Origin of the sequence: Streptomyces sp. NPDC001903 (genome assembly GCF_042891345.1) — a bacterium.
Taxonomy (GTDB): Bacteria; Actinomycetota; Actinomycetes; order Streptomycetales; family Streptomycetaceae; genus Streptomyces.
Window position 1 is genome coordinate 78,545 of the sequence record NZ_JBIASZ010000017.1, and the last position, 20,169, is coordinate 98,713.

Annotated in this window: 16 protein-coding genes; 7 read left to right on the forward strand and 9 right to left on the reverse strand. The window is 73.7% G+C overall.

Annotated features, from left to right (window positions below; all coding sequences use genetic code 11):
- Positions 1 to 7: 7 nt before the first annotated feature.
- Positions 8 to 1,480, reverse strand: a complete 1,473-nt coding sequence (locus ACFYZS_RS30965) for an amino acid transporter (protein WP_389019691.1) — start codon at positions 1,478 to 1,480, stop codon at positions 8 to 10.
- A gap of 335 nt (positions 1,481 to 1,815) precedes the next feature.
- Here ACFYZS_RS30965 and ACFYZS_RS30970 point away from each other — a divergent pair, with 335 nt between their 5' ends.
- The 7 genes from ACFYZS_RS30970 to ACFYZS_RS31000 all read left to right on the forward strand — a co-directional run bounded on the left by ACFYZS_RS30970 (position 1,816) and on the right by ACFYZS_RS31000 (position 11,373).
- On the forward strand, positions 1,816 to 2,847 hold the full coding sequence (locus ACFYZS_RS30970) for a GDSL-type esterase/lipase family protein (protein ID WP_389019694.1): 1,032 nt from the start codon (positions 1,816 to 1,818) through the stop codon (positions 2,845 to 2,847).
- Positions 2,848 to 2,971: 124 nt separating this feature from the next.
- Positions 2,972 to 3,925 (forward strand): SCO0930 family lipoprotein, encoded by a 954-nt coding sequence (locus ACFYZS_RS30975; protein ID WP_389019938.1) that lies wholly within the window; start codon positions 2,972 to 2,974, stop codon positions 3,923 to 3,925.
- Positions 3,926 to 4,068: 143 nt separating this feature from the next.
- The gene (locus tag ACFYZS_RS30980; RefSeq protein WP_389019697.1) at positions 4,069 to 4,914 is read left to right on the forward strand and encodes a LytR/AlgR family response regulator transcription factor; all 846 of its coding nucleotides are present in this window, start codon (positions 4,069 to 4,071) and stop codon (positions 4,912 to 4,914) included.
- A 163-nt stretch (positions 4,915 to 5,077) separates the two neighbouring features.
- Positions 5,078 to 5,353 carry a hypothetical protein gene (locus tag ACFYZS_RS30985; RefSeq protein ID WP_389019699.1) on the forward strand — a complete coding sequence of 92 codons (276 nt, stop codon included), beginning with the start codon at positions 5,078 to 5,080 and terminating at the stop codon, positions 5,351 to 5,353.
- A gap of 115 nt (positions 5,354 to 5,468) precedes the next feature.
- Positions 5,469 to 7,253, forward strand: a complete 1,785-nt coding sequence (locus ACFYZS_RS30990) for a cation acetate symporter (protein WP_389019702.1) — start codon at positions 5,469 to 5,471, stop codon at positions 7,251 to 7,253.
- The gene (locus ACFYZS_RS30995; RefSeq protein ID WP_389019705.1) at positions 7,250 to 8,485 is read left to right on the forward strand and encodes a histidine kinase; all 1,236 of its coding nucleotides are present in this window, start codon (positions 7,250 to 7,252) and stop codon (positions 8,483 to 8,485) included. Before ACFYZS_RS30990 ends, ACFYZS_RS30995 begins: the two co-directional genes overlap by 4 nt.
- Before the next feature lie 77 nt (positions 8,486 to 8,562).
- The gene (locus tag ACFYZS_RS31000; protein WP_389019707.1) at positions 8,563 to 11,373 is read left to right on the forward strand and encodes an ATP-binding protein; all 2,811 of its coding nucleotides are present in this window, start codon (positions 8,563 to 8,565) and stop codon (positions 11,371 to 11,373) included.
- On the opposite strand, the gene ACFYZS_RS31005 is transcribed toward ACFYZS_RS31000, so the two are convergent.
- From ACFYZS_RS31005 to ACFYZS_RS31040, 8 genes are all read right to left on the reverse strand, one after another.
- Positions 11,307 to 11,888, reverse strand: coding sequence for a sigma-70 family RNA polymerase sigma factor (locus tag ACFYZS_RS31005; protein WP_389019710.1), 582 nt, complete (start codon positions 11,886 to 11,888; stop codon positions 11,307 to 11,309). The genes ACFYZS_RS31000 and ACFYZS_RS31005 overlap by 67 nt on opposite strands.
- A gap of 207 nt (positions 11,889 to 12,095) precedes the next feature.
- Complete coding sequence (locus ACFYZS_RS31010; RefSeq protein WP_030871741.1) at positions 12,096 to 13,538, reverse strand: GuaB1 family IMP dehydrogenase-related protein; 1,443 nt, start codon at positions 13,536 to 13,538, stop codon at positions 12,096 to 12,098.
- A 145-nt stretch (positions 13,539 to 13,683) separates the two neighbouring features.
- Positions 13,684 to 14,844 (reverse strand): XdhC family protein, encoded by a 1,161-nt coding sequence (locus ACFYZS_RS31015; protein ID WP_389019713.1) that lies wholly within the window; start codon positions 14,842 to 14,844, stop codon positions 13,684 to 13,686.
- Positions 14,844 to 16,169, reverse strand: a complete 1,326-nt coding sequence (locus ACFYZS_RS31020) for an IS701 family transposase (RefSeq protein ID WP_389019716.1) — start codon at positions 16,167 to 16,169, stop codon at positions 14,844 to 14,846. The genes ACFYZS_RS31015 and ACFYZS_RS31020 overlap by 1 nt, the downstream gene beginning before the upstream one ends.
- Positions 16,170 to 16,240: 71 nt before the next feature.
- A complete protein-coding gene (locus tag ACFYZS_RS31025) occupies positions 16,241 to 16,888 on the reverse strand; it encodes a TMEM175 family protein (protein ID WP_389019718.1) in 648 nt (215 codons plus the stop codon).
- A gap of 140 nt (positions 16,889 to 17,028) precedes the next feature.
- Positions 17,029 to 17,370: a nuclear transport factor 2 family protein gene (locus tag ACFYZS_RS31030; protein WP_389019721.1), complete on the reverse strand. Its 342-nt coding sequence runs from the start codon at positions 17,368 to 17,370 to the stop codon at positions 17,029 to 17,031.
- Between the two features lie 15 nt (positions 17,371 to 17,385).
- Positions 17,386 to 18,900, reverse strand: coding sequence for an ATP-binding protein (locus tag ACFYZS_RS31035; protein WP_389019723.1), 1,515 nt, complete (start codon positions 18,898 to 18,900; stop codon positions 17,386 to 17,388).
- Positions 18,897 to 20,159 carry an MFS transporter gene (locus ACFYZS_RS31040; protein WP_389019725.1) on the reverse strand — a complete coding sequence of 421 codons (1,263 nt, stop codon included), beginning with the start codon at positions 20,157 to 20,159 and terminating at the stop codon, positions 18,897 to 18,899. Before ACFYZS_RS31040 ends, ACFYZS_RS31035 begins: the two co-directional genes overlap by 4 nt.
- Positions 20,160 to 20,169: the final 10 nt, after the last annotated feature.

Here is a 20,169-nt window from a genome sequence, read left to right on the forward strand (position 1 = left end):
GGGTGGATCACTTTTCTGCTGTGGCCACTTCTGCCGTGGCCAGTCGGGAGCGGCGAATGCCGTACAGGAAGTAGACCACGAGGCCGACGGCCATCCAGACACCGAAAGCGATCCACGTCGCCGTCGGCAGGCTGTACATCATGTAGCCGCAGGCGAGGAAGCCGAGGATCGGCGTGACCGGGAACAGCGCCACCTTGAAGGTGCGCGGCATGTCGGGCTTGGTGCGGCGCAGGATCACGACCGCGATGTTGACGAGGGCGAAGGCGAAGAGGGTGCCGATGCTGGTCGCGTTGGCCAGCTCACCCAGGGGGATGAACGCCGCGAGCGCGCCGCAGAAGAGGGAGACGATCACCACGTTGGCGCGGGGGGCGCCGGTCTTGGCGTCGACCTTGGCGAAGACCTTGGGGACGAGGCCGTCGCGGGACATCGCGAAGAGGATGCGGGTCTGGCCGTAGAGGACGGCGAAGACGACGGAGGCGATGGCGACGACGGCGCCGGCGGCGAGGACGACGCCCCAGAAGCTGTCACCGGTGACGTTGGTCATGATCTGGGCCAGCGCGGCCTCGGTGCCCTCGAAGTCCTTCCAGGGCAGGGCGCCGACGGCGACGAAGGCGACGAGGCAGTACAGGACGGTGACGATGCCCAGCGAGAGCATGATCGCGCGGGGCAGGTCCTTCTTCGGGTTCTTGGCTTCCTCACCGGCGGTGGAGGCGGCGTCGAAGCCGATGTACGAGAAGAAGAGGGTGGAAGCGGCGGCGCTGATGCCGGTGATGCCGAGCGGGGCCAGCGGGGCGTAGTTGCCGGACTTGATGCCCATGACGCCGATGCCGATGAAGAGCACCAGGGTGACGATCTTGACCACGACCATGATCGTGTTGATGCGCGCGCTCTCCTTGGCGCCGCGCATCAGGAAGACCATGGCGAGCAGGACGACGACCAGCGACGGCAGGTTGATCCAGCCGCCGTCGCCCAGCGGGGCGGCGGAGAACTTCTCGGGGAGCGTGACGCCTATGGTCCCGTCGAGGAGCTCGTTGAGGTACTGGCCCCAGCCGACGGCCACGGCCGAGACGGAGACGGCGTACTCCAGGACCAGGCACCAGCCGCAGATCCAGGCGATGAACTCGCCCATGGTGACGTACGAGTACGAGTACGAGGAGCCGGAGACCGGCACCGATCCGGCCAGCTCCGCGTAGGAGAGGGCAGAGAAGAGCGCGGTCAGGCCCGCGATGATGAAGGAGATCGTGACGGCCGGGCCGGCCTTGGGGGCCGCCTCGCCGAGGACGACGAAGATGCCGGTGCCCAGGGTGGCGCCGATGCTGATCATGGTCAGCTGCCACATGGTGAGCGAGCGGCGCAGGTTCCCGCCCTCGCCCTGGCCGCCCTCGGCGACCATCTGCTCGACCGGCTTGCGGCGCAGCAGCGGGTTCACAGGCTTGCGGGGCTCGGAGGTGAGCGGTGGCGCCTGGCCGGTTTCGAGCACGAGGGGACTCCTTTGACACTGCGGATGGGGACTGAGGCATCGACCGCAGCGGTCCGGGGCAGGACACAGACAAGGAAGCCTGGGCATGGGGGACCGCCGAGCAGGCGGTCCGCGCCACTCCACGTACAGCGAGTGAGCCTACGAGCTGAGTGATACCGCCCATAATGCACCATCCTTGCACATTGCCGCACGATCGTTGCGCGGATCTGTCCTGGATGGTCCTTTGTTGCGCGCGGATGATCGATCAGTGCGTACGCCCCCTTTGTCTCCATCGTTGACACCTCATCAGATCTCCCGGAGCATGCCCGGCCGGGACCGACGACCGGAGGCGCGCCGTGAACGCCGTGAACGCCGAAAGCACCGAGAGCACCGCCACGCACTGGCTGGACCCGGGCCCCTTCCTGCGCGGGGTCGCCTGGCTGGACCAGGGGCGCCCGGTCAGGGCCGACCCCCGGGACGGCATGCGGCTGCCGTGGGACACCGGGGAGCGGGCCACCCTGCCGATAGGGGTGCGTCTGGAGTTCACGGCGCACGCGGCGCACGCCGTGGAGATCCGCTACCGGGCGACCGTGCCCGGCCCCACCGACGCGCTGCGCGACCTCGCGCACGGCTTCGCGCTGTGGGACCGGCACGGGGTGGTCCGCGAGGTCTGGACCGAGCCGGCCGCGGAGGCGGTCGTACGGATCGAACTGCCGGGCGGGAGCGGCCCGTTCACCCTCCATCCGCCGGAGGGGCAGTCCCCGCTGATCCTCGGCCTGCGCGGGATCGGCGGCGCCGTGGTCCCGGCTCCGGCCGGTCCGCGCTGGGTGGTGCACGGCGATTCGATCACCGAGGGCTGGTGGTCGACCCGCCCCGCCCACGGCTGGCCCGCGGTCGCCGGGCGGGCGCTGGGCTGGGACACGGTCAACCTCGGGTACGCGGGCGCCGCCCGCGGGGAACTCGCCACCGCCGAGCAGATCGCCGGGCTGCCCGCCGATGTGCTCACCCTCGCGTTCGGCACCAACTGCTGGTCCCGCGTGCCCTTTTCGGCGCCGCTGCTGTACGAGACCACCCGCGCGTTCCTCGACCTGGTCCGCCAGGGGCATCCGCGGACCCCGCTGCTGCTGGTCTCCCCCGTGCTGCGGCCCGACGCCGAGCGCACCCCGAACCGGCTCGGCGCCACCCTGGGCGCGCTGCGCGACGCGATGGAGCGGGCGGCCCGCGACCGGATCGCCGCCGGGGACGACCGCCTCGCCCTGCTCCCGGGCCGTGACCTGCTGGGTCCGGAGCACCTGGCGGACGGACTGCACCCCAACGACAGCGGACACCAGGTCCTCGGCCTCGCTGTGGTCACGGCTCTGCGGCGCTCCGGGTTCGGTCCCGGGTGAGTGAAACAGCCCACAGGAATCCGCTTGAACAGATCGACCCCGACAAGGCGTGTCCTGAGCACAGTTGCCGACGCACCGGAGACGGGCGGCGGACACGGAGACACCACACGTGGGAGAGATCAAGATGGGCATCAAGCGCGGAACCACCCTGGCCGCCGTCGCAGTCGTCGTCGCCCTGACGGCCACCGCCTGCGGCGGGGACGACAAGGCGGGCGACGCGAAGCCGGCCGGGGCCGCGTCCCAGGCTCCCGCTTCCGGCGCCGGCGACTACGGCTCCGACTACGGCGCGGGAACCGCCGCCGCCGGCGCGGACGCCAAGGGTGCCGGCCAGCTGGCGGTCGCCCAGAACGAGCAGATCGGAGCCGTCCTCACCGACAGCGCCGGCCTCACCCTCTACCGCTTCGACAAGGACACCGCCAAGCCGCCGAAGTCCAACTGCGAGGGCGACTGCGCGAAGACCTGGCCGGTCGTCCAGGCCGGCGACGCCACGGCCGCCGCGGGCATGGACGCGGCGCTGCTGGGCGAGGTCGAGCGCAGCGACGGCAGCAAGCAGCTGACGGTCGCCGGCTGGCCCGTGTACCGCTACAGCAAGGACACCAAGGCCGGCGAGACCAACGGCCAGGGCGTCGGCGGCACCTGGTTCGCCTTCGCCCCCGACGGCAAGAAGGCCGCGAAGGCGGCCGCCGCGCCCGCCGCACCCGCCGGTGCGGGCCAGGCCACGGGCGCCCTGACGGTGGCGAAGGACCCCAAGCTCGGCGAGCACATCGTCGACGGCAACGGGATGACCGTCTACCGCTTCAAGAAGGACACCGCCTGGCCGATGGCCTCCAACTGCACGGGCGACTGCGTGGCCAAGTGGCCGGTGGTGCCCCCGGTGGACAAGGCCAACGCCAAGGGCATCGTGGAGAAGGGCTACTCGGTCCTGGACCGCCCCGACGGCAAGAAGCAGCAGGCCATCGACTGCTGGCCCGTCTACACCTTCACGGGTGACAAGAAGGCCGGCGACATCAACGGCCAGGGCGTCGGCGGCACTTGGTACGCGGTGGCCCCCGACGGCAAGCTGATCACCACCTCCTGACCGCCCCCTCCCCCTCCCCCACATCCGGAACCGCGCGGCCCCCTGCCCACTCCCCCCGGCAGGCGGGCCGCGCACCGCTGCGCCCGCGGCCGCCGCCACCCGCACCGTTCCGCCCCGGCGCACTCGTCCATACACTCCACCGCATGCTGCGCGTACTGGCCGTCGACGACGAGAAGCCGCTCCTCGAGGAGCTCCTCTACCTGCTGCGCTCCGACCCCCGGGTACTCGGCGCCGAAGGCGCCTCGGACGCCACGGAGGCCCTGCGGCGCATCACCCGGGCCCTGGAGAGCGGCCCGGAGGGGCCCGACGGCATCGACGTCGTCTTCCTCGACATCCACATGGCGGGGCTGACCGGCCTCGACATCGCCCGGCTGCTGGCCGGGTTCGCGCGGCCGCCGCTGATCGTGTTCGTCACCGCCCACGAGGGCTTCGCCGTCCAGGCCTTCGACCTCAAGGCCGTGGACTACGTGCTCAAGCCCGTCCGCCCGGAGCGGCTGGCCGAGGCCGTCCGGCGGGCCTGCGCCCAGCTGGACCGGGCCGGCGGCACGCGGCCGCCGGAGCACGCGGAACCCGCGACCGGCCCGCTCGCCCCGGCCGGTCACTCCGTCCCGCCGCAGCGCCGCCCCGCCCCCGAGGTCACCGTCGCCGACCGCACCGCGGAGCAGATCGCCGTCGAGCTGGGCGGGGTCACCCGGTTCGTCGCGATCGCCGACATCGCCTACGTCGAGGCCCAGGGCGACTACGCCCGCCTCCACACCGACGAGGGCAGCCACCTGGTCCGCATCCCGCTCTCCACGCTGGAGGAGCGCTGGGCGGCCCGCGGGTTCGTCCGCATCCACCGCCGCCACCTGGTGGCCCTCGCCCGGATCGACGAGCTCCGGCTGGACGCGGGCACCACCAGCGTCCGCGTCGGATCCGCCGAGCTCCAGGTCAGCCGCCGCCACTCGCGCCAGCTGCGGGACCTGCTGATGCGCCAGGCGACCGGGTAGCCGGGCCGCCGACCGTCCGGCGTGCGCGGGCGGCCGTTCGTCCCACCGGACCGCACGTACGGCGCCCCACTGCTGCCGTCGGTCGCAGGGCGGCCCCCGCCACCCGCAGCCGACCGGCCCCGGACCTATGGTGGAGCCGCCGGGAACGAGCGGGGGGATGCGCATGGCCGAGATCCAGGCGCTGCTCGACGCGCTGGCCGTACTGCCCCGGACCCCGCCCGCCGGCCCCGCCGAGGCCGAGCTGCTGCTCGCCCGGCTCCGCAGCGCCGCCGCCCGCTGGGCCGAGGTCCTGTACGAGGCCAACGAGGGCGCCCGCCGGCAGCTCCCGCCCCGCGCGGAGGCCGCGCTGACCCTGGCCTTCCGCCGCGCCGAAGCCTCGTACGTGGAACTGGAGATCGCCCTGCGCGACTGCGCCGAACACCGCGATCCCGCACGCTGACACCCCTTTTCGGCCGGTGGGAGGGGTGGGGATCGGCCCGGTTCGCGTCTGTTGCGGAGTCCGGGGCCGTGCGTAGACTCCGGTACCCCCTCCCCCGGGCGACAAGGACCGCGCCGTGAACCAGACGTACGCGCTGACCGCGGTCACCGTAGTCGTCCTGGTCACGGTGCTGGTCGGCGCGCTGGGCCTGCGGATATCGCGGACCACCTCCGACTTCTACGTCGCCTCGCGGACGGTGGGGCCCCGGCTCAACGCGGCGGCGATCAGCGGGGAGTACCTCTCCGCGGCCTCCTTCCTCGGGGTGGCCGGGCTGGTGATGCTGCAGGGGCCCGAGATGCTCTGGTACCCGGTCGGCTACACCGCCGGCTATCTGGTGCTGCTGGCGCTGGTGGCGGCCCCGCTGCGGCGCTCCGGGGCGTACACCCTGCCCGACTTCGCCGAGGCCCGGCTGGAGTCGCAGGCGGTGCGCCGGGTCGCGGTGCTGTTCGTGGTCGGGGTGGGCTGGCTGTACCTGCTGCCGCAGCTCCAGGGCGCCGGGCTGACCCTGGAGATCCTGACCGGGGCCCCGCACTGGGTGGGCGGGGTGGTCGTCGCGTTCGTGGTGACCGCGGCCGTCGCGGCCGGCGGGATGCGCAGCATCACCTTCGTGCAGGCGTTCCAGTACTGGCTCAAGCTCACCGCGCTGCTGGTGCCCGCCTTCTTCCTGCTGGCCGCCTGGGCCGGGGACGGGGCCCCGCGCGCCTCCTTCGACGCCCCGGCGGTCTTCCGCGAGCACACCGCCGTCACGCTCGCCGAGGACGTACGGCTGTCCCTGGACGCGCCGCTGGCGCTGAAGGTCACCGGGCAGGTCGACGGGCGCGGCCACACGGCGGCCGCGCTGACGCTGGAGCCCGGGGAGCACTCCGTACGGGCGGGGGCGCGGCTGGAGTTCGCCCCGGACACCCGGGTTCCGCAGACCCGGGCGACATCCGGGCGGGACACCGCGCGCTGGTCCGAGCCGATGGACGGGGACCGGCCCGCGCTGGGGCTGTACGCGACGTACGGGCTGGTGCTGGCCACCTTCCTCGGCACGATGGGCCTGCCCCATGTGGCGGTGCGCTTCTACACGAGCCCGAACGGCCGCGACGCGCGGCGCACCACGCTGGCCGTGCTCGGGCTGCTCGGCTTCTTCTACCTGCTGCCTCCGGTGTACGGGGTGCTCGGCCGGACCTACGCCCCGGAGCTCGCCCTCACCGGGGACGCGGACGCCGCGGTGCTGGTCCTGCCGGACCGGATGGTGGGCGGGTTGCTCGGCGATCTGCTGGGCGCGCTGGTGGCCGGGGGCGCTTTCGCGGCGTTCCTGTCGACGGCCTCGGGGCTGACCATGGCGGTGGCCGGGGTGCTGCACCAGGACGTCCTCGCGAGGCGCGGGGTGCGGACGTTCCGGATCGCGGTGCTGGTGGCGATGCTGGTGCCGCTGGGCGGGAGCGTGCTGCTGACGGACGTGCCGGTGGCGGACGCGGTGGGGCTGGCCTTCGCGGTCTCGGCCTCCTCCTTCTGCCCGCTGCTGGTGCTGGGGATCTGGTGGCGCCGGCTGACCCCGCCGGGTGCGGTGGCCGGGCTGGTGACCGGGGGCGGGGCGGCGCTGGGCGCGGTGCTGGCGACGCGGGCGGGGCTGCCCCCGGCGGGGTGGGTGCACACGCTGATGGCGTGGCCGGCGGCGTGGTCGGTGCCGCTGGGCTTCCTGACGATGGTGCTCGTGTCGCTGGCCACCCGGTCGCGGATCCCGGCCGGGACGGCGGCGACGCTGGCCCGGCTGCACCTGCCGGAGGGCGTGACCGGGGCCGGGGCGGATTCGGGGGCGGGCGCCGCGTCCCCGACCGGCCCCGGCGGCAGCGCCCGCGCGGGCGGTGCTCCGTGACCGGAGCGGTGCTCACGGCCTTGGCCGCGGCCGGCGCGGCGCTGCTGCTGGGCCTGGGCTGGGCCGGCGGCCGGTGGCACGCCCGGCGCGGCGAACGGGCCGCGGGCCTGGACCTCGGGACCCCGGTCGAGCGGGCCACCTTCCACACCCTGCACACGGCCTCGCTGGCCGCTCCCCCGCTGCGCGCCGGACTCACCGAGGACGCCGCCCGCAAGGCGGCCAAGCGGCTGCGCTCGCTGCTGGGCACCGAGGCCCTGTGCCTGACCGACCGGACGTCCGTGCTGGCCTGGGACGGGCCGGGCGCCGACCACCACGAGCGGCGGGCGATGGCCCGGGTCGCCGTCATGCTGGACTCCGGCCGCAGCATGAGCGTGCGGACCGAGTGCACCCGCCCCGACTGCCCGCTGAAATGGGCGGTGTTCGCCCCGCTCACCGGCGAGGACGGGGTGCTCGGCGCGCTCGTCGCCTACGGTTCGCGGGAGTCGGCGGTGCTCGTACGGGCCGCGACGGAGGTGGCCCGCTGGGTCTCCGTCCAGCTGGAGCTCTCCGAGCTGGACCGCTCCCGCACCCGGCTGATGGAGGCCGAGATCAAGGCGCTGCGCGCGCAGATCTCCCCGCACTTCATCTTCAACTCCCTCGCCGCGATCGCCTCGTTCGTCCGCACCGACCCCGAGCGGGCCCGGGACCTGCTGCTGGAGTTCGCCGACTTCACGCGCTACTCCTTCCGGCGGCACGGCGAGTTCACCACGCTCGCCGAGGAGCTGCGCTCCATCGAGCAGTACCTGGCCCTGGCCGGGGCCCGGTTCGGGGACCGGCTCAAGGTGACCCTCCAGGTGGCGCCCGAGGTGCTGCCGGTGGCGCTGCCGTTCCTGTGCCTGCAGCCGCTGGTGGAGAACGCCGTCAAACACGGGCTGGAGGACTCCACCGAGGAGTGCCTGATCACCATCACCGCCCGGGACGCGGGCGCGGAGGCGATGATCACGATCGAGGACAACGGGGTCGGCATGGACCCGGCCGTGCTGCGCCGGATCCTGGCCGGGGAGCGCGGCGGCTCCTCGTCGGGCATCGGACTGACGAACGTGGACGAGCGGATCCGCCAGGTGTACGGGGACGCGTACGGCCCCGTGATCGAGACGGGGGTCGGCGCGGGCATGAAGATCTCCCTGCGCATTCCCAAATACCGTGCGGGCGTGCACAGTTCGGGGCCGGGACGGCAGCCGCCCCGCTACTGACCGGGCCCGGGGCGTGCCATCCTGGCAGCGGCGCGGACCGACTGCCGCCGCGCACCCAGTCTGGGAGGTTCGCCGACGTGCGGGTCGGGCGGGAACAGCAGCGCGAGGAGTTGCGGGACTGGGTGCGCGCCGGCGCGCGGGGCCGCGGCGGCCGCCTGATCGTGGAGGGCGAGCCGGGCGCGGGCCGGACCGCCCACGTCCGCGAGGCGCTGGCCGAGGCGGCCTCGCTGGGCCTGCGGGTGCGCCACGGGGCCGCCGACCCCTTCACGGCGGAGCTGCCGCTCCGGGCCGCCCTGGACTGCCTGCACCCCGACGGCGCCGGCCGGGCGGCCGCGATCGCCCTGCTCCGCGAGGCCCGGCAGGCGGAGCAGCCCGGCGGATCGTGGCTGGCGGCCATGGACCTGCTGGTCTCCGGGGTCGAGGAGTGGTGTGCGCGGGGTCCGCTGCTCCTGGTCCTGGACGACCTGCACTGGGCGGATCCGGCCAGCCTGCTGCTGTGGCGGCGCCTGGGCCGGTCGGTGGACCGGCTGCCGCTGCTGCTCGCGGCGACCCGGAGACCGCTGCCCCGGCGCCCCGAGGTGGAGCAGCTGTGCGCCGGGCCGGGCGTGCACACCGTACGGCTGGAGCCGCTGACGGAGTCCGAGTCGGCCGGGCTCCTGCACGGACTGCTGGGCGCGCCGCCCGGCCCGCGGCTGCGCCGGGCCGCCGAGCAGGCGGGCGGCAATCCGCGCCTCCTGCGCCTGCTGGCCGCGCACTGGTCACCGGTCGTCGAGATCACCGCGGCCGCTGCCGAACTGACCGTCCCCGAGGAGGAGTTGCCCGAGCCGCCCGACTCCCTTGGCCGCAGCCTCGATTACCTCTCCGCCGCCTCCCGCGCCACCCTGCGGCACGCCGCGCTGCTCGGGCCGGCCTTCACGCCGCGCGAGCTGGCCCTCGTACAGGCCAGGCCCGCCCGCGAGGTGCTGGCCGAACTGGAGGAGCCGCTGCTGGCCGGGCTGCTGGAGGACACCGGCGGGCAGCTGCGTTTCCGGCAGCCCGCGCTGCGCCGGGCCCTGTACGCCGAGCTGCCCGGCCCCGGGCGCACCGCCCTGCACCAGGAGGCCGCCCTGGCCCTCGCCGAGGCCGGGCACGATCCGGGGCGGACCGCCGAACAGCTGCTGGCGGGCGGGACGTTGGACCGCCGGGCGGTGCACTGGCTGGCCGACTCGGCGCAGGCCCTGATCGCGGCGGCGCCCGGAGCCGCCGCCGAACTGCTGGAGCGGGCCGTCGGCCAGGCCGACCGCGCGGACCGGGAGGCCCTGGAGGGCAGCCTCGCGGACGCCGCGCTGATGCTGCGCCGCCCCGAGTCGGCGCAGCTGCTGGCCACCCTGCACGGGCGGGCCGCGGATCCCGGGGCCCGGGCGGAGCTGGCCTTCAAGCTGGTGTCGGCGCTGATGATCGAGGGGGACATGGTCCGGGCGCTGGCCGTCACCGAGGACGCGCTGGCGGAGCCGGTCCTCTCCCCCGCGCTCCGGCTGCGGCTGGAGGCCTGCCGGGTCCTGGCCCTGGCCGAGCGGGGCTGCCCGGCCCAAGCCCGCACCCTGGCCGTGCCGGTGGTGGCGGAGGCGGCCCGGCTGGGCGATCCGCTGTGCGGGGCGGAGGCCCACCACGCGATGGCCTTCGCCCTGTTCCACCTGGGCCGCGGCCGGGAGTCCCTGCGCCACGTCGCCGAGGGGATCGCCTGGGCCCGGCGCGGCCCCGAGGCCAACGACATGCGACTGCTGCTCCTCGCCAACCAGGCCGAGGGCCATGAGCGGTTCGACGAGCCGGAGCCCGTAGCGGCGGCGTTGCGCGAGGCGCGGGAGCTGGCGCTCGCCACCCGCTCGACGGGGCGGCTGGTGGTGACCGAGGCCCTGCAGGCCGAGTTCCACTACCGGCTCGGCGACTGGGACGCGGCGCTCGCCGGGATCGCCCGGGCGGACGGGCTGCCGGTCTCGGACGGCTGGCTTCCGGTGGTGGTGCACGGACTGCGGGCGCTCGTACACGGCCACCGCGACGAGCGCGAGGCCGCGCAGGCCGAGCTCGCCCGGCTCCCGCGGGAGGCCTTCGCGGCCCCGGCGGCCCGCCGCTACAGCGGGCACGTCCTGCTGGCCCGGGCGCTGCTGGCGGAGCGGGCGGGCCGCCCGGCCGACGCGGTGCGCGAGCTGCTGCCGGCGCTGGCGGACGGCCCGGACGAGGCGAGGGCGTACGAGCGCCCCTGGATGCTGTCGGAGATCGTCCGGCTGGCGCTGGAGTGCGGGGACACGGCGACGGCCCGTGCGGCGGTGGCCGCCTGCGGGCGGACGGCGGCGGCGCTGGCCGAGTACCCGGGCCCGGCGCTGGCGCTGCTGCGCTGCGAGGGCCTGTTCGCGCAGGACCCGCGGGTGCTGGCGCGGGTGCTGGAGCGGGCCGAGCGCGGCGGCCGGCCGCTGGTGCTCGGTCACGCGTGGGAGGACCTGGCGGTGGCCCGGGCCTGGCACGGCGAGCTGGCGGCGGCGCGGTCGGCGCTGACGCGTGCGGTGGCCGCGTACGAGGAGCCGGGCGCGCGGTGGGACATCGCGCGGGCCGACGCCCGGCTGCGGAGCCTGGGGGTGCGGCGCGGCAGCCGCTCGGCGCGGCGGCGGGCGGCCAACGGGTGGGAGGCGCTGACCCCGGCGGAGTTGAAGGTGGCCCTGCTCGTCGCACAGGGCCGCTCGAACCCGGAGATAGCGAGCGCCCTGTTCCTGTCCGCGCGGACGGTCCAGACGCACGTCTCGCACATCCTGGCGAAGCTCCAGGTCCGCTCGCGGGCGGCGGTGGCGGCTCAGGCGGCGGCGCGGCGGTCCGGGCCGCAGGAGGCGCCGGGCCCGGTGCCGGGGCCCGGGCCGTAGCCGGGCATGGCTTCGCGCAGGGCCCGCAGGGCGTAGTACGTACGGGACTTGACGGTCCCGGCGGGGACTCCGAGCGCCTCGGCGGCCTCGCAGACCGACGCCCCGCGGAAGTAGATCTGCACGAGCACCGCGCGGTGCTCGTGGCTGAGTAATCTCAGCGCGTCGCGGACGTCGAGGACGGTGACGGCCTGCTCGGTGCCGTCGTCGGCCACGGGTGCGTGGCTGTCGAGGGCGTCCGGTCCCACCTCGGCCGGCCGGACCTGGCGGGCCCGCCGGGCGTCGATGGCGAGGCGCCGGCCGACGGTGTAGAGCCAGGGCCGCAGGGAGGCGTGGCCGCTCTCCAGCACCTCGGGGTGTTTCCAGGCGCGGAAGAGGGTCTCCTGGAGGAGGTCCTCGGCGCGGTGCCGGTCACCGAAGGTGAGGCCGAGGAGGAAGCCGTAGAGGGCTTTGCCGTGTTCGCTGTGCAGTCGCGCGAGGGCGTGGGCGTCGGTGCGGCGGCAGAGGGTCGTGGTCACGGGGTGCCCCTTCCAGGTCGTTCCGGGTGGGATGACCCGAGCGTGACGGAGCCGGCGCCCGGAGTTATCCGCCGCATGGCGTATCCGCCCGCCACCTGCGCCGACCGGTCGAACGGCTCGCCGAACGGTCCCCCGCAACGCCGGTGGCCCCGGGCCGCGTCCGCGAGGGACGGGCCCGGGGCCACCGGGAGGGCAGGGAAGCGGGAACTAGCTCCAGCTGGCGTGCAGCGGCTTGCCCTCGGCGTAGCCGGCCGCCGACTGGACGCCGACCACGGCCTTCTCCTCGAACTCCGCGAGGGAGCCCGCGCCCGCGTAGGTGCAGGACGAGCGGACGCCCGCGATGATCGAGTCGATCAGGTCCTCGACGCCCGGGCGGGCCGGGTCGAGGAACATGCGCGAGGTGGAGATGCCCTCCTCGAACAGGCCCTTGCGGGCACGGTCGTAGGCCGACTCCTCGGAGGTGCGGTTCTGCACGGCGCGCGCCGAGGCCATGCCGAACGACTCCTTGTAGAAGCGCCCGTCGGCGGACTGCTGGAGGTCGCCCGGGGACTCGTACGTGCCCGCGAACCAGGAGCCGATCATCACGTTCGAGGCGCCGGCGGCCAGCGCCATCGCCACGTCGCGCGGGTGGCGGACGCCGCCGTCGGCCCACACGTGCTTGCCGTGCTTCTTCGCCTCCGCCGCGCACTCCAGCACCGCGGAGAACTGCGGGCGGCCCACACCGGTCATCATGCGGGTGGTGCACATGGCGCCGGGGCCCACACCGACCTTGATGATGTCCGCGCCGGCCTCGATGAGGTCCTTGACGCCCTCGGCGGCCACGATGTTGCCCGCCACGATCGGGACCTGCGGGTCCAGCGCGCGCACGGCCTTGATCGCGTTGATCATCGACTCCTGGTGGCCGTGGGCCGTGTCGATGACGAGCGTGTCCACGCCCGCGTCGAGCAGCTGCTTGGCCTTCTGCACGAAGTCGCCGTTGATGCCGACGGCCGCGGCGATGCGCAGCTTGCCGTCGGCGTCGGTGGCCGGGGTGTACAGGGTCGCGCGCAGCGCGCCCTTGCGGGTGAGGAGGCCGACGAGCTTGCCGTCCTTGTCGACGGCCGGGGCCAGCTTGCGGTGGCCGGCGTCGAGCTTGTTGAAGGCCTCGCGGGGGTCGATGTCGGCGTCGATGAGCAGGAGCTCCTTCGACATGACCTCGGAGAGCTGGGTGAAGCGGTCCACGCCGGTCAGGTCGTGGTCGGTGACCACGCCGACCGGGCGGCCGTCCGCGTCGACCACGACGCCCGCGCCGTGGGCCCGCTTGGGCAGCAGGGAGAGGGCGTCGGCGACGGTCTGGGTGGGCGCCAGCGTGATCGGGGTGTCGAGCACGTGGTGGCGGGTCTTCACCCAGGAGATGACGTCGGTGACGACCTCGATCGGGATGTCCTGCGGGATGACCACGATGCCGCCGCGGCGGGCGACCGTCTCGGCCATGCGGCGGCCCGCGATGGCGGTCATGTTCGCCACGACGAGCGGAATGGTGGTGCCGGTGCCGTCGGGCGAGGAGAGGTCCACGCCCTGGCGGGAACCGACCGCGGAGCGGCTCGGCACCATGAACACATCGTCGTACGTCAGGTCGTACGGCGGCTTCTGGTCATTGAGGAAACGCACGTGCTGAACATCCCAGTCGATCGAAGGATCCGGCTGCGGCCCCGGCGGGCGGCCGGGGAAACGCACGTACTTCATTCTCCCATGGCCGGGGATTAATGCCGCCCCGGCTGATCGTCCAGGACATACCGGGCCCTGTGGTCTGTTCCTACGGGACGGGTGTCCGCCCCTGCGGGACTTTGGTCCTCTCACGATGCACCGGACCGGGCCGGTGCGCCAGGGGCAGGACCGATCCCCCGTACCGGGCCGCCGTGAACTCGGCGGCGATCGACAGGGCCGTCTCCTCGGGCGTGGCGCCGCCCAGGTCCAGTCCGATGGGCGAACGCAGCCGGGCGAGCGCGGCCTGCGCCACCCCCACCTCGCGCAGCCGCTGCTCGCGGGCGGCGTGGGTGCGCCGCGACCCCATGGCTCCGACGTAGCCGAGCGGCAGCCGCAGGGCGAGGGCCAGCAGCGGTACGTCGAACTTGGCGTCGTGGGTCAGGACGCAGACCGCCGTACGGGAGTCCACCCGGCCCGCCTCCCATTCCGCGGCCAGGTGCCGGTGCGGCCAGTCCACGACCACCTCGTCGGCGTCGGGGAAGCGGGCCGGCGTCGCGAAGACGGGCCGGGCGTCGCAGACGGTGACCCGGTGCCCCAGGAAGGCCCCGATCCGCGCGAGGGCGGCGGCGAAGTCGATGGCCCCGTAGACGATCAGCCGGGGCGGTTCGGCGGCGGATTCGACCAGCAGCGTCAGCGGCTGCCCGCACAGCCCGCCCGCGGTGCCGAGTTCGGCGGTTCCGGTGCGCCCGGCCAGCAGCAGGTCCCGTACGTGCACGGCGGCGGCCCGGTCCAGGGCCGCGCCCCCTCCCAGGCAGCCCTCGTACGATCCGTCCGGGTGCACGGCGAGGGCCCGGCCGAGCTGCGGCGGCGGGCCGGAGACCACCCGGGCCAGCGCGGCCCGGGCCCCGCCGGCGGCGGCCTCCAGGACGGAGCCGAGGACGGGCCGGACCGGGTCGTGCCCGCGCACCGGGGTGACCAGCACGTCCAGGACTCCCCCGCAGGTCAGGCCGACGGCGAAGGCGTCGTCGTCGCTGTATCCGAAGCGGTGCACGCCGCCTTCGCCCGAGGTGATGGCGTCGAGGCAGAGCTCGTGCACGGCGGATTCCACGCAGCCCCCGGAGATGGAGCCGAGGGCGGTGCCGCCCGCGTCGACGGCGAGCGAGGCGCCCGGACCGCGCGGCGCGCTCCCGGTGACGGCGACCACGGTGGCCAGGGCGAATTCCCGGTGCGCGGCGCACCACGCGCGTAGCTCCTCGGCGATGTCGAGCATCAGCGGATGTACTCGCGTCTCGCGCTCTGGCCGGGGATCAGCGGCCGCGGCGGCAGCACGGGCGGCCCGGTCCGCGGTACGGGGCCGGGCCCCGCGGTCCGCGGCCGGGGAGCCTGCGCCCCGCCCATCGCGGGCCGGCCGGGGCCGGGAAATCCGTCGGGGACCCGGCTGCGGGCGCTGAGCAGCTTCGACGCGTGAGCGACGCTCGCGAGCGTGGCGTGGTGGTGCCAGCCGCGGAAGGAGCGGCCCTCGAAATCACGGATGCCCACGGGTTCGCAGGTCTCGGTGAAGTCGAGGGACACCCGGTCGGTGAGTTTGGCGAGCAGGAAGAGCTGCGCCAGCGGCCGGTCCCCGATGTTGGTGATCCAGAACTCGGAGGGCAGCAGGGCGGCTTCGGTCCAGGCGCCGACGAGCAGCAGCGGGGTGGGCGGCATCGGTGCGGGGCGGTCCTCGCCGGGGGTCGCGAGGATGGCGGCCGAGGTCAGCAGGGTCACTGCCCCTTCGGCGCGGCCGTGCCGGGTCCATTCGACGACGCGGCGCTGGGAGCGCAGGGAGTCGATGAGTTCGCGGGCGGGTGCGGTGTGCGGTCCGGGCTTGTGCCGGCCGGCGCCGCCGAAGGAGACGGGCAGCGAGCCGTCGACCTTGAACACGAAGGGGATGTCCTGCAGGGCGAAGGACTCGATGCTCTGCGGGATGTCGGTGTTGGCGACCTCCATCACCACGGGCCGGCGCTGGAGCTGCCAGGTGGCGGCCATCCGCTGGACGGCGTGGACGGCGTCCTGGGCGGGGGTGAGCGAGCGGGCGGTGTCGGGGATGCCGGCCCGCCGGCGGCGCATCAGCTCGTTCGTCCAGGGCCCCGGGAGGGTGAGGGTCCATTCGACGGGGAAGCTGGCCTCGCTGGAGGCCAGCCAGATGCCGCCGGCCTGCTGACAGTTGGCGGTGCGGCCCAGCTGGGGGACGAACTGCCGGCCGACCCCCACGGAGCGGTCGCCGGCCTTCTCGATGACCATGGGCTGGACGACCCAGGCCAGCGGGCGCTGGGCGGTGCGCTCCAGGTACTGGGCGAGGGAGCGGCGTACCGGGGTCCAGTCCCACGGGGACTTGCTGATGAACTGCTGGAGGCTCTGCTCGACGGAACTCGCCCCGGTTCCGGCGATGTTACGGATTGTTTTCTTCCCGCTGGTCCGCACGAGGCCGTTGAGATAAACGCGGGCCCAGTTTCGCTGGTCCCGCCGGGGTAATGATTCGAAGAAAAGAGAGATCAGGACGTCGATCAATTCGGAGATTTCCTTGGTGGACTCCTCCGGCAGGACTACGCGAGCCATCTGGGCCTCCCCCGCGACCACTAGATCCAATACCCTACTTGACCGTGCTGAGCGGCCGTAGGCCCCGGCGGCTACTTCCTGAAGTCGCTCGCAGTTTCGAGCCGCTCTTCTTCTACCACGAGGGGGATGGGGATCTGGTTCGCCGCATAGTAGAGCGCGATCAGGAAGTGTGCGGCGAGAGTGAGGGGAGCGGAGAAGAAGGACAGGAGAACGGTCAAGGGGTAGGCCACGGCGCCGAGGCCGAAGCGCACGCGCGTGGCCCGGGCACCGTCCTTGTCCACCCGCTCGTGGAACAGGTGGCCGACCCGTGTGACGTACCACCAGAAGGCCAGGAACGCCAGCGCGTAGGCGACGGTGACCGAACTGTAGAGGATCGCGGCGGCGTTGGCGGAGCCGCCCTCCTCGACGAGGTGCTCGGCGAGCACGGTGGTGGTGTAGGGAATCACCGATACCACCATCAGCACCAGGAGATTCAGGAACAACAGCGGCCGGTCCACCCGCTTCAGGTGACTGAAGATGGTGTGGTGATTCACCCACATCACGCCGATGATGAGGAAACTCACCACGTATGCGGCATAGTGCGGCCACTGTTCCGACACCCCGTGCCAGAAGTCCGATCCCTTTTCTTCCGGAACCTTGAGTTCCAGGACCAGAATCGTGATGACGATGGCGAATACACCGTCACTGAATGCCTCGACACGCCCGGTTTCGCGTTCCATGACCTCCCCTTTGCCATTTCACAAGCCAAGCCAAGCCGAACCGCGCACAAGCCCTTGCCCGGTCGCCGGCGGCGGGACTTGCGCGTACGGGGAGGGCGCTGCCTTCGCCCTCCCCGCACACGCTACCCAGATATCGTTGGTCAGCCGCCGAAACCGGCTGTCTGGCGCCAGATCCGGCCATCGCGGACCACGAGTGTCCCGAACGCGTGCTCCGGTTCGCCGTTCAGGTTCATGATCGCGCGGTAGAAGATCGTGTCCTCGGTCTCCACGTACTCCTGGAGCTCCACCAGGGTCGGCTTCACGGTCAGGTAGCCCGTGAACGTCTCGCGCACGGCCTCGATGCCGACGGAGACCCCCTCGAAGCGCAGCAGCACGGCGTCGTCGGTGTAGTTCTTCATGACCGCCTCGATGTCCAGGGCGGCCAGCGCCTCCATCTGACGGACGAACACCGGGTGGAGCTTGGAGATGTCGTACTTGGCCATGTCGACTCCATTCGTTCAACTGGTGGTGGAGCGGTCGGAAGTGGCTTCATCAGGTGGTTCGGCGCAGGCGGCGGCCGTGGTGAGCGGCAGCCGGACGACCATCCGGGTCTCCCCGGGACGCGAGCGGGCCGTGATCGAGCCGTGGTGGCGCTGGGTCACGATGCGGTAGCTGAGGTGCAGCCCGAGGCCCGTGCCCTTCCCCACGTCCTTGGTCGTGTAGAAGGGTTCGAAGATCCGCGGCAGGGATTCCTCCGGGATGCCCCGCCCGGTGTCGGCGATCTCGACCACCAGGCAGACGCCTTCGGCGCGCACCCGCAGGGTGAGGGTGCCGGCGCCCTCCATGGCCTCGGCGGCGTTGTCGACCAGGTTGGTCCACACCTGGTTCAACTCGCTCGGATAGCCCGTCAGTTCGGGCAGATCCGGTTCGTACGCGCGCACGATGGTGATCCCGGAGAGCTTGGCACGCAGGACGACCAGCGTGTTCTCGATCCCGTCGGCCACCGCGAAGCGCTGTTCGGGTGCCCGGTCGAGATTGGCGTAATCCCGGGTGGCGGCGACGAGTTGGGAGATCCTGGGACCCGCCGCGCGCAACTCCGCGGCGAGCGAGCGGATCTCCAACAGCGCCGCCAGGTGGTCCAGGGCGGCGGGCAGGGCCGGCTCCCCGACCCCCTCCAGCCGCTCCAGCAGCCAGCCCAGTTCCAGCCCGAGGTCCGAGATCCCCGAGCCGAGCAGCCCGGGCCGCTCGGTGCCCGCCTCCTCGGCCCAGTCGGCGATCTCCTCCTCGGCGTCGGCCTGGGCGAAGGGGTCGGTGGTGGCCGGCGGCGGAAGCTTGTCGAGCTCCTCGGCCAGCCGGTCGAACACGGAGCGCTCCGGGCCCGTGGCCGCGGCCCCCCAGGCCTGGGCGGTCCGGGTGAGGCCCTCCAGGGCGGGCGCCAGCTCCTGCGCGGCCCGGGCCACGGCGGCCGCCGGGTTGTTCAGCTCGTGCGCGAGGCCGGCGGCCAGGGTGCCCAGCGCCTCGACGGTGGCCCGCTTGCGGGCCTGCACCTCCGAGGACTTGATCCGCCAGGCCAGTACCGGAATCAGGACGGCCGCCACCCCGTGGCAGCGGGTGAGCATCTCGAAGAACACCGGCTTCGGGTACGCGACGACGGTGGTCGCCGGCCCGCTCGCCGCGGCGGTGGCCACGTACGCCCCGTCCGTCAGCAGCGGCAGCTCACCGGTGAAGCGGTGCGCGGCGGAGGGCTTTCCGTCGTGCTCCTCGGCGGCGGCGCTCTCCTCCTCGGTGGAGTGCCGGGTCAGCACCTCCTCCCGGCCGTCCACGACCTTGGTCACGACCAGCCCGCCCGCGAGCAGGACGTGGAAGCCGGAGGCCTCCTCGCCGTCCCGGAACAGGACCTCCCCGTCGGCGAGCACCCGGGGCTCGGACACCGAGACCAGCCAGTCCAGCTGGTCCTCGGTGAGCCCGGCGAAGATCTCCAGCCCGAGCAGGGCCGACCGCAGCTCCGCGGTGCTCATGTCGGCAGCCTTCATGCCGTGCTCCCTTCGGCCCGGGTGCGGGCGGCCAGCCGCAGCGTGACGAACAGGGCCAGCGCGCACACCCCGGCGACGGCGGCCATGAAGCCGACCGAGGTGCGGTGCAGGCCGTGGATGTTGGTGAGCATGCCGGCGAGCACCGCCGGCACGCTCATCGCGAGGTACGCGAAGACGTAGACCGCGGCGGTCAGTTCGCCGCGGTGCGCCGGCTCCGCGAGCGTGCTCAGCGCCCGGAAGGAGCCGAGGAAGGCCGCGCCCCAGCCGCCGCCGAGTACGGCGGTGCCCACGAGGAACACGGGGGCCGAGCGCAGCCCCAGCGCGAGCAGGACCAGGCCGAGCCCCGCCAGCAGCCCGCACAGGCCGAGGACCGCGGTGCGCAGGGCCTCGACGCGGCCCAGCAGGAGCTGCGCCGCGGTGGCGGCGCCCGCGAGCAGCGCCACGGTGGCCCCGCCCACCAGGTAGTTGGAGCTGCCGAGCAGCGAGAGGGCCAGGTGCGGCCCGAGCGAGAGGTAGAAGCCGCCGACCGACCAGACGGCGACGATGGTCAGGACGAGGACCGCGAACCGGCCCCGCACGGCGGCCGGGACGTGGATCCGGTGCGCGCTGATGCGCATCCGGCCGCCGGAGCGCGCCTCGGGAGCGCTCTCACGCATCCTGAGCACCCCCACCAACGTCACCGCGAAGGCGGCGACCAGCAGCAGGTAGCTGAGCACGGTCGGGGCGGGGGCGTACTGGACGAGCAGCCCGGCCCCGATCCCGCCGAGCCCGATCCCCACGGTCGGCCCCGCGCTGTTGACCTGGGCGCCGAGCGCCGGCCGCGAGCGCGGGGCGAGTTCGAGGAGGGCGGCGCCCATGGCCCCGGTGGCCAGACCCACCGCGAGCCCCTGCACGGCGCGGGCGGCGAGCAGCAGCCCGAGCCCCTGCGCCCCGGCGAACAGCCCCATGGAGACCATCGCCAGGACCAGGCCGACGCCCAGTACGGGGCGCCGGCCCAGGGTGTCCGAGAGGGAGCCGAACAGCAGGAGCCCGATCAGCACGGTGACGGCGTACAGGGCGAAGACCACCGTGATCATGCCGGAGGAGAGCCCCCATCTCTGCTGGTAGAGCACGTAGAGGGCGGAGGGCACGGACGAGGAGAGCATCAGCAGGACGAGCACCGCCCCGACCACCCAGAAGCCGGAGCCTCTGGGGGCCGCGGCCGCCTGGGCGGGCGGCCCGGCCGGAACCCCCGTGGTCGTCCTGGACAATTCGGCCACTGCGTCAACT

Excerpts from the sequence above, each read along its gene's own strand:
- ACFYZS_RS30975 (WP_389019938.1), top strand. The coding sequence starts at position 2,972 with ATGGGCATCAAGCGCGGAACCACCCTGGCCGCCGTCGCAGTCGTCGTC.
- ACFYZS_RS30980 (WP_389019697.1), top strand. The coding sequence starts at position 4,069 with ATGCTGCGCGTACTGGCCGTCGACGACGAGAAGCCGCTCCTCGAGGAG.
- ACFYZS_RS30985 (WP_389019699.1), top strand. The coding sequence starts at position 5,078 with ATGGCCGAGATCCAGGCGCTGCTCGACGCGCTGGCCGTACTGCCCCGG.
- ACFYZS_RS31015 (WP_389019713.1), bottom strand. The coding sequence starts at position 14,844 with ATGCTCGACATCGCCGAGGAGCTACGCGCGTGGTGCGCCGCGCACCGG.
- ACFYZS_RS31020 (WP_389019716.1), bottom strand. The coding sequence starts at position 16,169 with ATGGCTCGCGTAGTCCTGCCGGAGGAGTCCACCAAGGAAATCTCCGAA.
- ACFYZS_RS31025 (WP_389019718.1), bottom strand. The coding sequence starts at position 16,888 with ATGGAACGCGAAACCGGGCGTGTCGAGGCATTCAGTGACGGTGTATTC.
- ACFYZS_RS31030 (WP_389019721.1), bottom strand. The coding sequence starts at position 17,370 with ATGGCCAAGTACGACATCTCCAAGCTCCACCCGGTGTTCGTCCGTCAG.
- ACFYZS_RS31035 (WP_389019723.1), bottom strand. The coding sequence starts at position 18,900 with ATGAAGGCTGCCGACATGAGCACCGCGGAGCTGCGGTCGGCCCTGCTC.